The sequence below is a fragment of the Microbacterium sp. CCNWLW134 genome (genome assembly GCF_037083565.1).
Taxonomy (GTDB): Bacteria; Actinomycetota; Actinomycetes; order Actinomycetales; family Microbacteriaceae; genus Microbacterium.
Map to the genome: position 1 here is coordinate 83,790 of NZ_JBAOJU010000003.1, position 14,501 is coordinate 98,290.

The window sequence follows — 14,501 nt, forward strand, 5'->3', positions numbered from 1 at the left end:
ACACCCACAGAACAGGGAGGTTCTGAAATGACCCAGGAGCACAACACCTCCGTCGGCAAGGTCGCGATCGCCGGTGCCGGCGTCGCCGGGCTCGCCGCGGCGATCAGGCTCGCCGCCTCCGGCGTCGAGGTCGACCTGTACGAGTCCAAGCCCGAGCTCACGGCGCTGGGGTCGGGGATCTCGCTGCAGGGCAACGCGCTCCGGGTCTTCGACGCGCTCGGCGCGTGGGACGACATCCGCGCCGCCGGTTTCGCGTTCGAGGGTCTGACGCTGCGCGCCCCCGGACCCGACGCGCCCGTGGTGGCGAACCTCCCCGACGTCAAGACCGGTGGTCCCGACTATCCGGCGGCGATGGGGATGCCGCGGCCCGACCTCGCGCGGATCCTGCTCGAGCACGCCGAGAAGGCCGGTGCCCGCGTGCACTTCGGCCGCTCGATCACCGGGATCGACGCCCGTGCGAACGACGCGGTCGAAGTCTTCGTCGACGGCGAGTCCGCCGGCGAGTACGACCTGCTGATCGGCGCCGATGGGCTCAACTCCACCATCCGCGAGATGATCGGCATCACCGAGAAGCCCGAACCGACGGGAATGGGCATCTGGCGCACCTTCGTGTCGCGGCCGGCCGAGGTGGAGCGCAGCGAGCTCTACTATGGCGGGCCCGTCTACATCGCCGGCTACACCCCCACGGGCGAGGACTCGATGTACGCCTTCCTCGTCGAGAAGGCCCAGGATCGCCAGAACGTCTCCGACGAGGAGGCGACCCGCATCATGATCGAGGAGTCGCGCGCTTACGGCGGACCGTGGAACGCGATCCGCGCCGACCTGGAGAAGGGCGCGCACGCGAACTACACCTGGTTCACCCAGCACCTCGTCGAGGGGCCGTGGAACCGCGGCCGCGTCGTCATCATCGGCGATGCCGCGCACAGCTGCCCACCGACGATCGCGCAGGGCGCGGCCCAGGGGCTGGAGGACGCCCTCGTGCTGACCGAGCTCCTCACCACGCGGAACACCGTCGACCAGGATCTCTGGGACACCTTCCACGCGCGGCGTCTGCCGCGCGCGAAGGCGGTCGTCGAGGCATCAGTCCAGCTCGGTCAGTGGCAGATCGACGGCAACCGCGACGCCGATGCCGGCGGCCTCATCTTCGGCATCGCCCAGCAGATGGCCCAGCCCGCATGAGTGCCGAGCACCCGGTCACCGACGTGCACGCGCACGTTCTGCTACCGGCGCTGCACGCCGAGGTGGAGCGCCGCGCGCCCGACGAGGTGCGCGCCGCCGCCGAACTCGACCTGCGTCGCAACGGCGCGGAGAGCCAGGCGGTGTCGGGCCCGATGGTCGGCTCTCGCATTCCGAAGCTCACCGACGTCGCGGTCCGGCTGGCCGACATGGACGCGCAGGGCGTCGACCGGCAGTGGGTGAGCGCCTCGCCGAACCACTTCTACCCGTGGGCGAACGAGGGGCTGTCGGTGTGGATCGCGATGGAGGCGAACCGTCTCATCGCCGAGCACGTCGCACAGGCCCCCGATCGGCTGACCGGGCTGGGAGTCGTTCCGCTCCAGCATCCCGAGCGCATCCTCGAGTGCCTCGACGACGCCGTCCTCGGCCGGGGGCTCGCGGGTGTGGAGATCTCCTCGTTCGCCGGCGACGTCGAGCTCTCCGATGAGCGACTCGAGCCGTTCTGGGCACGCGCGGCCGAACTCGGCGTCGTGATCTTCCTCCACCCGTTCGGGTGCAGTCTCGACGAGCGTCTCGACCGGTTCTACCTCGCCAACACGGTGGGGCAGCCGGTGGAGAACGCGGTGGCGCTGTCGCACCTCATCTTCTCGGGCGTGCTCGACCGGCATCCCGATCTGAAGATCGTCGCCGCGCACGGCGGTGGGTACCTTCCCACCGTGATCGGGCGCTCCGACCATGCCTGGCGCGTGCGACCCGACGCGCGGCGCTGCGCGCACCTGCCCTCGACCTACCTGTCGAGGCTGTGGTTCGACACCGTGGTGCACGACGCGCGGACGCTCCGCGCCCTGGTCGACGTCGCGGGCGGCGCGAAGGTCGTCCTCGGCAGCGACTACCCGTTCGACATGGGACTGGAAGACCCGGTCTCCTTCGTGCGGGACGCCGACCTTCCCGAGGAGATCACCCGGGCGATCCTGTCGGGGAACGCCGCCGAGCTCCTGCGGACGCGGGTGAAGGTATGAAGATCGCACGCTGGACCGGTGGGGGCGAGGGCTTCATCATCGAAGATCGCGTCGTGCCGTTCCCCGACGGACTGACCGTCGGCCGAGTGCTGGCGGGCGGACTGCCGCTCGCGCAGGCGCTGTACCACCGGGTCGCCGACAGTCGCACGATCGCCGATCACGGGCGGCCGCTCGCAGATGTCACGCTGCTGGCGCCCCTGCAGCCGGCCTCGGTCCGAGACTTCGTGACCTTCGAAGAGCACGTCGAGGGCGTGAGTGCGGGCGTCGAGGGCAAGAGCAACGTCGCCGACGAGTGGTATCAGGCGCCGACGTTCTACTTCACCAATCCGCACACGATCCTCGGACCGGGCCAACCGGTCAGCCCGCCGGTCACCGAGCGGCTCGACTTCGAGCTCGAAGTCGCCGTCGTCATCGGCGAGGTCGCCGGATCGACCGGGTCGAACCTCGACGCCGAGCAGGCGGCGGCGCACATCTTCGGGTACACGATCATGAACGACTGGTCGGCCCGTGACCTTCAGGCGCGGGAGATGAAGGTGCGCCTCGGGCCGGCGAAGGGCAAGGACTTCGGCACGAGCCTCGGTCCGTGGATCGTCACCGCCGACGAGCTCGCGCCTCATCTCGACGACGACGGATTCCTGGCCATCCGCGCCGAGGTGCGGGTCAACGGCGTGCTCATCGGCGAAGACCTCGTGTCGAACATGGGGTGGCCCTTCCCCGAGCTCGTCGCCTATGCCTCGCGCAACTCCCGCGTCGCACCCGGGGACGTGCTCGGCTCGGGGACGGTCGGAAACGGCGGATGCCTCGGCGAGCTGTGGGGTCGGAACGGCGACCTGACACCCCCGCCGCTGGAGCCCGGCGACGTGGTGACGATGTCGGTCGAGGGCCTCGGTGAGCTGAGCGGCCAGGTCGGGGAGTACGTCCCGGCCCCCGACCTGCCCGCCGCACGCTCGCGTCCGCGGGTGCGGCATCGTGCACTTTAGTTGCTTTCAGACTGAAGCTCACATAAAATGGACCTGACGTCGGGGTCCTCCGGGCCCGTTCCCGCCGTGATGGATCGGACGGGGCACACCGAGTCGCGTCGACGGCCCGATCGATCGGGCACATCGAATATGCCGCTCTCCCGCGCCAGGCTCCGCCTGCTCGTCTTCTCCCTCCTGACCGCCGCCTTCCTCGGCGCCCTCGATCACACGGTCGTCGCGACCTCGCTCGCCACGGTCGCCGGCGACCTGGGTGCTCTGGAGCACATGAGCTGGGTGGTCGTCGGCTACACCCTCGCCGCGACCGTGCTCCTCCCCGTCCTCGGCAAGCTCGGCGACATCCTGGGGCCGCGGGCGGTCTTCCTGACGTCACTCGTCGTCTTCATCGTCGCGTCGCTCGCGTGCGGCTTCGCCCAGGACATGACCCAGCTCGTCATCGCGCGCGTACTGCAGGGCGCGAGCTCGGCCGGGCTGCAGCTGATGTCGCAGACGATCGTCGCCTACGTCACCACCCCCCGCGAGAGGCCTCGGTACCTCGCGATCATCGGCGCCGCGTTTCCGGTGGCCATCGTGCTCGGTCCCCTCTTCGGTGGTCTCATCACCGACTTCTGGGGATGGCCGTGGGTGTTCTGGGTCAATGTGCCCGTCGGCCTTCTCGCCCTGGCGCTGGCCCTCGTCGCGGTGCCGCACGTCGAACCGTCGGGGAGGCGCAGCTTCGACGTCCCGGGCGCAGTGCTCTTCACCGTGGCGATGGTCGCCCTGGTGCTCGCCGTGAGCTGGATCGGCGACCCCGCGGCATCCGTTCCGGTGCTCATCGCCTTCGCGATCGCCGGGGTGGGCTTCACCGCGTTCTTCGTCGTGGAGGCCCGGGTCGCCGAGCCGTTCGTACTACTGCGCGCGTTCCGCAACCGCACGGTCGCAGCGGGGATCGCCCTGTCGGGGATCATCGGGATCGGCCTGTTCTCGGTGACGGCCTACCTTCCGACGTACTTCCAGATGGCCTACGGCACCACCGCGACCGTGTCGGGGCTCGTTCCGATCGCCACGGTGTTCGGGATGCTGGTGGCCAACCTCGGCACCGGGTGGCTCGCCAGCCGCACGGGACGCTACCGGCCCTACCCGATCATCGGCACGACCCTGGGCGCCGTCGGACTGTTCATCATGTCGCTGCTGCCGGTCGGGCTCCCCCTCTGGGTGCCGATGGTGGTCATGGCGGTGGTCGGTCTCGGCACCGGCAGCTTCATGAGCCTCGTGATCGCCGTCGTGCAGTCGGCCACGCCGCGCAGCGAGACCGGCAGCATCACCGCGACGATCAACCTCGTCCGTCAAGTCGGCTCGACGGTGGCGACCGCCGTCATCGGCGGCGTGGTCGGTTTCGGCGTCGCCGCACGCCTGCCCGCCATGATCGATCCGAACGGGCTCACGCCGCAGGTCGTGCGCGAATCCTCCCTCGCCGTCCAGACCGAAGTCGCGGCGATCTACCGCGACGTGCTGGCCCCCGTCTTCCTCGCCCTCGCCGTCGTCTACGCCCTCGGCATCATCGCCGCGCTCCTCCTTCCCGGCGGCAGGCTCTCCGACGAGGCGCCTGCCGACATCACCGTCGACGCAGATCGCGTCGCCACACCCTGAACCCGCTCACTCGAACCAGGAGTCACCATGTCCGACACCCGCACCATCGCCATCGTGGGCAGCGGCCCGATCGGCAGCGCCTACGCGCGCACCATCCTCGAGGGCGCCCCTGACACGCGCGTCGTCATGTTCGAGGCAGGGCCCACCCTCACCGACCCTCCCGGCCAGAGCGTCCGCAACATCGCCGATCCCGATGCCAAGGCGCGGGCGCGGGAGATGTCGCAGGGTCCGCAGGCCGGTGACTTCCGCTCGCAGCTCGGGATCCCCGAGTCGGTGGTCGTCGAGGGCATGTTCACCGCCCGTCAGGGCACGCACCTGCTCGACTTCGGCGGTCCGGGCTCCGCACATGCGCCGACCTTCGGAGCCGTGGCCGCCTCGACGAACGTCGGCGGTCAGGGAGCGCACTGGACGTGTGCGACGCCGGCGCCGCAGTTCAGCGAGCGGGTCGGATTCATCGACGACGTCGAGTGGGAGGAGCTCATCACCGAGGCCGGCCGCCTGCTGCACGTGCAGAGCGCCGCATTCGCCGACTCGCGGGTGGGTGAGGCGATCCGCTCGCTCCTCGACGAGGAGTTCGGCGCCGAGCTGCCCGACGGGTTCGGTCCGAGCACCCTCCCGGTTGCGGGCGACCCGCAGCCCGACGGCACGATGCGGTGGGCGGGAGCCGACGTCGTCCTCGGCCCGCTCGTCGAACCGGGTCATCCGCTCGCCGACCGCTTCGAGCTGCGCGACCTCACCCTCGTCCGCCGGATCGAGCACGACGGCACGCGCGCCACCGGTGTGTCCATCGAGGATCTCCGCACCGGGGAGCGCTCCACGGTCGACGCCGACCTCGTCGTCGTCGCCGCCGACGCGTTCCGCTCGCCGCAGCTGCTGTGGGCGTCGGGCATCCGTCCGCAGGCGCTCGGGCGGTATCTCACCGAGCATCCCGTCGTGATCTCCACGGTCGCCCTCGATGCCGAGAAGATGCGGCGCTTCGCCGACGAGTCCGACCTCGCCGAAGAGAAGGCACGCCGCGCGGTCAACCCCGTCGACCCCGTTGCCGCGGTCAACCGCATCCCGTTCTCCGAGCCCGATCACCCCTTCTCGCTGCAGGTGATGTACTCCGAGACCACGCCCTTCCTCATGGAGCCGGGCACCCCCTACGCCGAGAACGAGTGGGGCTACGTGAACATGGGCTACGGACTGCGCAAGCGCCCGCGCGTCGACGACGGAGTGCGCTTCGTCGACGATGAGCTCGACTGGCGCGGGTTTCCGAACATGACCATCGAGTACGCCCTCACCGACGACGAGGAGCGCGAGATCGCCGCGGCGACCGAACGCCTTCGTCGCGCCGGGAACGCACTGGGACACTTCGTCGCCGAACCGCGGCTGCTTCCGGCCGGATCGAGCCTGCACTACATGGGGACGATGCGGATGGGCGAGTCCGATGACGGCACGTCGGTCGCCGATCCCTGGTCGCGTGTCTGGGGGTTCGACAACCTCGTGGTGGGTGGCAACGGGCTGATCCCGACGGCGAACACCGTCAACCCGACTTTGATGAGCACCGCGATCGCCGTGCGCGGCGCGCGCAAGGCGCTCGAGCAGCTGCGCGCCGCGGAGGTGACCTCGGCCCGCTGAGCCATAGTGGCTCCATGAGCTTCGACATCGAGGGGTTCCGTGCGCAGTTCCCCTCCCTCGCCTCCGGCATCGCGCACTTCGACGGCCCCGGCGGCACCCAGACGCCCCTCGCGGTCGCCGAGGCGATCGCGCGCACGCTGACCGCGCCCCTGTCCAATCGCGGCTCGTCGGTGCGCAGCGAACGGAATGCGGATGACGCGGTCGCCGCGTTCCGTCTGGCGGCGGCCGATCTGCTGGCCGCCGACCCGCGCGGTGTGGTCTACGGACGGAGCGCCACGCAGCTCACCTACGACCTCTCCCGGACCCTCGCCGCCTCGTGGGCGGAGGGTGACGAGATCGTCGTGTCCGAGCTCGACCACGACGCCAACGTCCGCCCCTGGGTGCAGGCGGCCGAGGCACGCGGCGTGAGCGTGCGGTGGCTGCCGCTGGATCCGGCGACGGCCGAGCTCGACCTCTCAGGTCTCGACGAGATCGTCAACGACCGCACCCGGCTGGTCGCGGTCACCGCGGCATCCAATCTCCTCGGCACCATCCCGCCCGTCGCTCGCATCGCGGCGCGCGCCCACGCCGTGGGGGCCCTCGTCCACGTGGACGGGGTTCACTACGCCGCTCACGCCTCGGTCGACGTCACCGCCCTCGGCGCGGATTTCTTCGTGTGCTCGCCGTACAAGTTCTTCGGTCCGCACTGTGCGGTGCTCGTCGCCGACCCGGCGCTGCTGGAGACCCTGCACCCCGACAAACTCGTCCCCTCGACCGATCAGGTGCCCGAGCGCTTCGAGCTGGGCACCCTGCCCTACGAGGCCCTTGCCGGCGTCACCGCCGCCGTCGACGTGATCGCCGGGATCGCGCCGCCCGCCCCGTCTCGTCGCGAGCGCCTCGTCGCGGCACACCAGCTGATCGAGCGGCACGAGAACGCGCTGCGCGAACGCATCGAGACCCGCGTCACCGAGCTCGGCCTCGAGGTGCACTCGCGCGCGCACCGACGCACGCCGACGCTCTACGTCACCCTGGGTGACCGAGTCGCTTCGGCGGCGTCGAGCTTTCTCGCCGAGCGCGACATCCTCGCCCCGTCGGGGAGCTTCTATGCCTGGGAGACCTTCCGGGCGCTCCGCCTCCCGGTCGAAGCCGGCATGCGCATCGGGGTCGCCGCGTACACGAGCGACGACGACGTCGATCGCCTCCTCGAAGGACTTTCGGAGTTTCTGACACGATGACCGCCCCTGCCCCTGCCCCTGCCCCCGCGTCCTCGGCCGCCGAGCCGCCGCGCCTGTCCGGCCTCTTCGGCGACATGGAGCTGCTCGTCGTCATCCTTCTCGGCATCGTCTCGGTGTCCACCGCCTACACCTCGTTCCAGTCGACGCTGTACGACGGTCTCACCGCGTCGTCGTACTCGCAGGCGCAGAACACACAGACCGAGGCCGAGTCGCTGTACCTCGAGGCGAACCAGACCTACGTGCAGGACGTCCAGACCTGGGGTCGGCTCACCGAACTGTCGGTCGACATGGACAACCCCGACCCCGTGATCGCCGACGCCGCGAGTGCGAAGTTCGACACCCTCCAGTTCGTGCTCGTCGATGAGATCTTCGATGCGGCCATCACCTGGTCCGACGAGGAGACCACCGCCACCGGCGATTACGTCGGGCCGTTCGAGTCGGAGGAGTACTTCGCCGCCCGCTTCGGTGCCTGGGCCGAAGAGGATGACCGCAGCACGGCGCTCTTCGAGAGTGCGGAGGAGTACAACACCCTCGGTGACCGGCTGCAGCTGAACACCGTGCTGATGGCGATCACCCTGTTCCTCCTCGGTGTCGCCGCGGTGGTCAAGCGCCGTCGCATCCAGTGGATCCTCATCGGATTCGGCATGTCGATCTTCACCGTCGCCGCCGTGCTGACAGCCCTGGTGCCGTTCGCCTGGTTCTGATCGGATGGGTTCTGACCCGCGTGATCTGAGGAGGCAATCGATGGCATCCATTCCCGAGGATCCCCGTCCGGAGCTCACTCCCCTCGCCGCCCTGACTTCGAGCTTCGTGACGGAGCAGTCGGTGTACGGCGTGATCCTCGTGTCGGGGATGATCGTGATGAGCGGCGCAGGGGATCCCACGAGTCTCAGCGTCTTCGTCGTCGTCGTGAGTACCGTCGTCGTCTTCTGGGGCGCTCACGTCTACGCCGGCACGGTCGCCGGGCACGGCTTCGGGCGCGATGCGCGCCCGCTGTCGGTCGCGTTCCGCCGCGCGGTGCGGCAGTCCAACGGGTTGCTCGTCTCCGCGCTGATCCCCTGCGCGATCCTCCTGCTCGGCACGGCGCGTCTGGTGGACGACCAACTCGCGATCTGGGCGGCTCTCCTCTCGGGCACCGTGCTGCTGGCCGCGCTCGGGTGGATCGCGTTCCGCCGACGCGGCGCCTCGGTGCCGCGCAGTCTCGCCGGATCAGCGATGACAGCCGCGTTCGGCGCCGTCATGGCGCTGCTGAAGGTCGTCGTCGTGCATTGACCGGGGTGAGCATGCGTGCCCCGCTAGCGTGAGGGCGTGCCCTTCGCCGTCGCTCTCACCGTCCTGCTCGTCCTGCTCGGCGCCTTCCAGCTGGCCCTCGCCGCCGGCGCCCCGCTCGGCCACTTCGCCTGGGGCGGGCAGCACCGCGTCCTGCCGACCCGGCTGCGTGTCGGGAGCGTGGTGTCGATCCTGATCTATGCGGTGATCGTCCTCATCGCCTGGAGCCCGGTCGGTGCGATCGGCCTCTTTCCGCGCGTCGTGTCGGAGGTGGGCATGTGGGTCGTCTTCGGCTACTTCGCGCTCGGCATCGTGATGAACGCGCTGTCGCGCTCGAGACCGGAGCGGTTCACGATGACGCCGGTCTGCGTCGTGCTGGCGGTGCTGTCGTTCTTCATCGCGATGGGCTTCGACGACATCGAGATGGAGACGCTCACCCTCTGACCGGCGGCAGCGGGCACTATCGCGAGCCCCAGTTCCAAGCCGGCCGGTCGAGCACTCCCTGCCCCGCGACCTGCGTGCCGCCGGTCCCGCTCTCCAGTCGATAGGTGAGCGCACCCGATCGCTCGAGCGCTCCGGCCAGACGTTCGGCGTGGGTGACGACGATCACCTGGGACTGAGCGGATGCCGCGGCGATGAGTTCGGCGAGGGGATCGAGCAGGTCGGGGTGCAGGCTCGCCTCCGGCTCGTTCAGCACGAGGAGGGGCGCCGGGCGGGCGGGGAGGAGTGCCGCGCACAGCAGCAGATATCGCAGCGTGCCGTCCGAGAGCTCGCCGGCCGCGAGGGCACGGAGGAGTCCCGGCTGCCGCATCGCCAGGGTGAATCGACCGTCCGCCGCGTCGATCTGCACCCGGGCGCCCGGGAAGGCGCGGGCGACGGCGCCATCGAGTTCCGCACCGAAGCCGGCATCGCGGATGGTCGCCCAGACCGCCGCGAGGTTCTCGCCGCCGTGCGCCAAGGTGTGCGAGCGCGTGCCGATCTGCGGCGCTCGGGCGGGGGCGTCGGCGTCGACGCGGAAGTGATCGTAGAACCGCCAGCCGGCGAGGGTGCGCCGGAGCGTCAGGAGCTCGGGCCCCGTGTCGCCGTCGGCGAGGTCGGTGACGATGCTCTCCCACGGTGCGAGCGGTTGAGCCAGGGTCGTCCAGGAATCCTCGCGCACGCGCGTCGCCGCACCCTTGCGGTCGATGAGCAGCGCGGCGGGCTTGGCGACCGGCCCTGCGAACACCTGCTCGCGCTTGATCTCGGGGTCGCGGCTGAAGAGGTTCTGCGGATCGGCCTGCGGAATGCCGAGGTCGACGAGGAAGCCGAGCTCATCCGAGGCGTACCCCAGCTTCACGGCGACCGGTTCGCGCCTCACGGTGCCCTGGGTTCCGCCGAACTCGGGGCCTGCCCACAGCAGAGAGGGAAGCCCCCCTTCCCGGGCGATCGCCGCGATGAGCGACCCCGTGGCGGACTGCGCGAGGAGGCGCATCCCCCGGTAGAGGTTGGACTTACCCGACCCGTTCGGGCCGGTGATCACCGTCAGCGCGTCGAGCGGCAGCACCAGGTCGCGCAGCGACCGGTACCCGGCGACGGCGAGGGTGGTGAGCACCCCGCCATCCTGTCAGGAGTGCCCGACACCGCCCCTCAGCCGGTCGGAGAGCACCTTTGCCCCCGCGGATGACGCGAACCCGCCGTCGACCGGGATCTCCGCGCCTGTGACGTAGGCCGCGGCATCCGACAGCAGGAACGCCACCATCTCGGCGACCTCCTCGGCCTCACCGGTGCGTTCGAGCGGCGTGAGAGCGAGCTGCGCCTCGCGCATCGCGGCGGGCGCGCTCGCCGTCATCGGCGTCTCGATGAACCCCGGATGCACGGCGTTGACGCGGATCCCACGCGGCCCGAGCTCGGTCGCCGCGGCATGCGTGAGGCCGCGAAGGGCCCACTTCGACGTCGTGTAGGCGACGGGGTAGTGCCCACTCACGGCCGCGATCGAGCCGACGTTCACGATCGACGATCCGCGCACCATGAGAGGCGCGAGCGCCTGGATGCCGAGCATCGCCCCGGTCACGTTCACCGCGAGCACGCGGTCCCAGTCGGCGCGGGCCACCTCGCCGAGACGCGCGCGATGGGTGATGCCGGCGTTGTTGACGAGGCCCCGCACGGGTGGGCCGTCGGCGAGCTCGGCCGCGAGCGCACCCCAGGCGCTCTCGTCGGCGACGTCGAGCGTCCGGTAGGTCGCCCCCGATCCGTCGAGTGCCGGAGCGGTGTCGGCGACATCCGTCGCGATCACCCGCGCTCCCGCGCTCGCGAGAAGCAGCGCCTCAGCTGCGCCCTGCCCGCCCGCGGCGCCGGTCACGACCACCACCTGGCCGGCGAGGTCCGGATGACGCCCGCTCGGCGTCATCCGCTACTTCACGCCCTTCATCAGCGCCAGCACGGGCTTGACCGACACCAGCAGCCCGACGCCCACGATGATCGCCAGCCCGCCGAGGATGGCGAAGTACGGACCTTCGTTGTCCACGTCGAAGAACTGGGCGAGCCAGCCCGAGATGGAGGTGCCGAGCGCGACCGAGAGGAAGAACAGCGCCACCATCTGGGTGTGGAACATCTCGGGGGCGAGCTTGGTGGTCACCGACAGGCCGACGGGGGAGACCAGCAGCTCGGCGACGGTGAAGACGAACAGGATGCCCACGAGCGCGAGGAGCGGAGTGGAGTTCGGCCCGCCGCCGGCGAACGGCAGGAAGAGCAGGAAGGCGACCCCCATGATCATCGTGCCGATCGCGAACTTCACCGGTGTCGACGGCTGGCGGGTGCCGAGCTTGAGCCACAGGGTCGCGAAGACGCCCGAGAGGATGATGATGAAGATCGGGTTGATCGACTGCACCCATGACACCGGCATCGTCCAGCCGAAGATGTCGCGGTTCAGCTTCTGGTCGGAGTAGATCGTCACCACGGTGAACTGCTGCTGGTAGAGCGACCAGAACGCGACGCTGGTGATGAACAGCGGCAGGAATCCCCAGACGCGTGAGCGCTCGGTCGAGGTGATGCGGCGGCTGGAGAGGATGACGAAGAAGTAGGCGATCGTCGCGGCGAGGGTCACCACGATGACGACCAGCGAGAGGTTGTCGACAGTGATGACGCCGAGGAGGACCATCGCGACGATCAGGCCGAGCCCGGCGGCGCCGATGCCGAGGAAGAGGCCGTACCGGTGGCGCGGGAGCGGGTTCGGCACGATGCTCGCCTCGGGTGGGAGCTGCTTGCGGCCGAAGGAGTATTGGATGAGCCCCAGCGCCATGCCGACCGCGGCCAGGCCGAAGCCCCAGTGGAACCCCATCGTGGTCTGGAGCAGACCGGTGAGGAGCGGACCGAAGAAGGCGCCGAGATTGATGCCGAGGTAGAACAGCGAGAACCCGGCGTCGCGGCGCGGGTCATCGGCGGTGTACAGGGTGCCCACCACCGAGGTGGCGTTCGCTTTCAGCCCGCCCGAGCCGAGCGCGACGAGGATGAGGCCGACGGTGACTCCGAGGAACCCCGGGAGAAGGGCCAGGGCGATGTGGCCCGCCATGATGACGATGGCGCTGTAGAACAGCACCCGCTCCGAGCCGAGGATGCGGTCGGCGATCCAGGCGCCGAGGATCGTGGAGAGGTAGACCGATCCGCCGTAGGCGCCGACGATGCCCGCCGCGACGGTCTCGGGCAGGCCGAGGCCGCCCTGCGTCGTGGAGTAGTACAGGTAGATGAGCAGGATGCCCTGCATGCCGTAGAAGCTGAACCGCTCCCACATCTCCACGCCGAACACGTGGGCGAGCGCCCACGGCTGGCCGAAGAACCGGGTGTCGTGGTCACCCTCGCCCCGCCCGAAGGTGGCTGCGGCGTCGGTGCCGCTGTCTTCGGTGGCGCGCTGACCCGCCCGGGTGCGGGCGTCGGGGTCGGCGGCCGCTGTGGCGCCCGTCGGAGGTCCGACCGGCACCTGCTCCGGTGCCCGGTCGCGGTCGTCGCTGTCCATGCGATGACGATACGCCCGCGGGGCGCGGCCGCGCAGGCCATTTCGCCGGCGCGAGGAAACCCGGCCGAGCCGCGTACATCCGAGGGTGAAACGTCCGCGCCCCGGCGGATCGTACTCGCCTCAGCGGGTGACGCGCTCGTGTTCGGGGAGCGCCGGGTGGCGTTCGCGGGCGTCGTGGCGACGGGGGATGAAGAGGGCGACGACGAGCGCGATGATCGCGGCGGCGCCGCCGAGGATGAACGAGACCTGGAAGGCGGTGCCCGTCGGCACGTCGACGCCCTGGAAGGGCGTGACGTAGGTGGCGAGCACGACGCCGATGACGGCGGCGGCGGTGCTCGTGCCGAGCGAGCGGAAGAGGGCGTTGAGGCCGTTCGAGGCGCCCGTCTCGGACTGCGGCACCGAGCGCATGATGAGCATCGGCATCGCGGCGTACCCGAAGCCGATCCCGACCCCGATGAGGATGTTCGCGACGAGGATCTCCCACACCTCGCGGGAGAACAGCAGCGTGTAGCCGTAGGCGACGATGAGGGCGAACGCGCCGAGGATGAGCAGCAGGCGCGGGCCGAAGATGCGGGCCAAGCGGCCTGAGAACGGGGAGAGGAGCATCATCATCAAGCCCGCCGGCATGACCACGAGGCTCGCGGCGATGAGCGACAGGCCGAAGCCGCCGGTGGCGACGGGAAGCTCGAGCATCTGCGGGTAGACCACGTTCGAGGCGAACAGCGAGAAGCCCATCGCGATCGAGGCGATGTTGGTCAGCAGCACCGGGCGGCGCGCGGCGACCCGGAGGTCCAGGAGCGGTTCGCTGATCCGCAGCTCGTACCAGCCCCACGCCACCAGGATGGCGAGCCCTCCGAGCCCGAGCGCGAGAACGGCGGGGGAACCCCAGCCCCACTCGTTGCCGCGGGAGATCGCCAGCAGCACGCCCAGGAGTCCGATCGACATGCCCGCCGCGCCGACGTAGTCGAAGCGACCGGCGGTGCGCAGCGTGCTCACCGGCACGATCCACAGCACGAGGATGAACACGATGACGCCGAGACCGGCCGACATCCAGAACAGCACATGCCAGTCGCTGCGCTCGGTGATGAGGGCGCTGATCGGGAGGCCGAGCGCGCCGCCGACGCCGAGGGTGGCGCTGATGAGCGCGATGGCGGTGTCGACGCGGTTCTCGTGGAGCACGTCGCGGAGGATCGAGATCCCGAGCGGGACGACGCCGGTCACCGCCCCCTGCAGGGCGCGCCCGACGATCACCCCGACGATCCCGGGAGAGAGCGCGGCGATGACCGAACCGATGACGAGCAGGGTGAGGAGCACCAGCACGATGCGGCGCTTGCCGTACATGTCCCCCAGGCGCCCCGCCACGGGGGTGCTGATCGCGGCGGCGAGGAGGGTCGCGGTCACCACCCAGGCGGTGTCTTCGCGGCTGGCGTCCAAGAGCTCGGGGAGCTTCGATTGGATGGGCACCACGAGGGTGAACATGAAGGATGACGCCAGCCCAGCGACCGCGAGCACGGCGACGATCGCACCCTGTCGAGGCTTTCGGCTGAGGCTCTTCCGGGTGTCCTCAGCTCGATCGCGCACCGAGCCAGCCTACTCCCGCTCGACATCA

The 14,501-nt window shown here is 70.1% G+C and carries 13 protein-coding genes; 9 read left to right on the top strand and 4 right to left on the bottom strand.

The genetic code is table 11. The features are described 5' to 3' along the window. The first annotated feature begins 27 nt into the window (after positions 1–27). The 9 genes from V6S02_RS16670 (at position 28) to V6S02_RS16710 (ending at position 9,348) form a co-directional block, all read left to right on the top strand. Entirely contained in the window at positions 28–1,179 is a 1,152-nt protein-coding gene (locus tag V6S02_RS16670; protein WP_336401761.1) for an FAD-dependent monooxygenase, read from the top strand. Then, the gene (locus V6S02_RS16675) at positions 1,176–2,195 is read left to right on the top strand and encodes an amidohydrolase family protein (protein WP_336401762.1); all 1,020 of its coding nucleotides are present in this window, start codon (positions 1,176–1,178) and stop codon (positions 2,193–2,195) included. The genes V6S02_RS16670 and V6S02_RS16675 overlap by 4 nt, the downstream gene beginning before the upstream one ends. Continuing rightward, entirely contained in the window at positions 2,192–3,175 is a 984-nt protein-coding gene (locus tag V6S02_RS16680; protein ID WP_336401763.1) for a fumarylacetoacetate hydrolase family protein, read from the top strand. The genes V6S02_RS16675 and V6S02_RS16680 overlap by 4 nt, the downstream gene beginning before the upstream one ends. Before the next feature lie 129 nt (positions 3,176–3,304). Beyond that, positions 3,305–4,801, top strand: a complete 1,497-nt coding sequence (locus V6S02_RS16685; protein WP_336401764.1) for an MDR family MFS transporter — start codon at positions 3,305–3,307, stop codon at positions 4,799–4,801. A gap of 27 nt (positions 4,802–4,828) precedes the next feature. Then, positions 4,829–6,421 carry a GMC oxidoreductase gene (locus V6S02_RS16690; protein ID WP_336401765.1) on the top strand — a complete coding sequence of 531 codons (1,593 nt, stop codon included), beginning with the start codon at positions 4,829–4,831 and terminating at the stop codon, positions 6,419–6,421. A gap of 14 nt (positions 6,422–6,435) precedes the next feature. Then, positions 6,436–7,635 carry a cysteine desulfurase-like protein gene (locus tag V6S02_RS16695; RefSeq protein ID WP_336401766.1) on the top strand — a complete coding sequence of 400 codons (1,200 nt, stop codon included), beginning with the start codon at positions 6,436–6,438 and terminating at the stop codon, positions 7,633–7,635. Further along, on the top strand, positions 7,632–8,339 hold the full coding sequence (locus V6S02_RS16700) for a hypothetical protein (RefSeq protein WP_336401767.1): 708 nt from the start codon (positions 7,632–7,634) through the stop codon (positions 8,337–8,339). The genes V6S02_RS16695 and V6S02_RS16700 overlap by 4 nt, the downstream gene beginning before the upstream one ends. A gap of 40 nt (positions 8,340–8,379) precedes the next feature. Then, positions 8,380–8,907: a hypothetical protein gene (locus V6S02_RS16705; RefSeq protein ID WP_141936624.1), complete on the top strand. Its 528-nt coding sequence runs from the start codon at positions 8,380–8,382 to the stop codon at positions 8,905–8,907. A gap of 36 nt (positions 8,908–8,943) precedes the next feature. Continuing rightward, a complete protein-coding gene (locus V6S02_RS16710; RefSeq protein ID WP_336401768.1) occupies positions 8,944–9,348 on the top strand; it encodes a hypothetical protein in 405 nt (134 codons plus the stop codon). Positions 9,349–9,364: 16 nt separating this feature from the next. Here the strand turns inward: V6S02_RS16710 and V6S02_RS16715 are convergent, their stop codons facing one another. The 4 genes from V6S02_RS16715 to V6S02_RS16730 form a co-directional block, all read right to left on the bottom strand. Further along, positions 9,365–10,495: an AAA family ATPase gene (locus V6S02_RS16715; RefSeq protein ID WP_336401769.1), complete on the bottom strand. Its 1,131-nt coding sequence runs from the start codon at positions 10,493–10,495 to the stop codon at positions 9,365–9,367. 12 nt (positions 10,496–10,507) lie between these two features. Continuing rightward, a complete protein-coding gene (locus V6S02_RS16720) occupies positions 10,508–11,290 on the bottom strand; it encodes an SDR family NAD(P)-dependent oxidoreductase (protein ID WP_336401770.1) in 783 nt (260 codons plus the stop codon). A 3-nt stretch (positions 11,291–11,293) separates the two neighbouring features. Further along, positions 11,294–12,892 carry a peptide MFS transporter gene (locus V6S02_RS16725; protein ID WP_336401771.1) on the bottom strand — a complete coding sequence of 533 codons (1,599 nt, stop codon included), beginning with the start codon at positions 12,890–12,892 and terminating at the stop codon, positions 11,294–11,296. A 120-nt stretch (positions 12,893–13,012) separates the two neighbouring features. Continuing rightward, positions 13,013–14,473, bottom strand: coding sequence for an MFS transporter (locus V6S02_RS16730; protein WP_276310440.1), 1,461 nt, complete (start codon positions 14,471–14,473; stop codon positions 13,013–13,015). Positions 14,474–14,501: the final 28 nt, after the last annotated feature.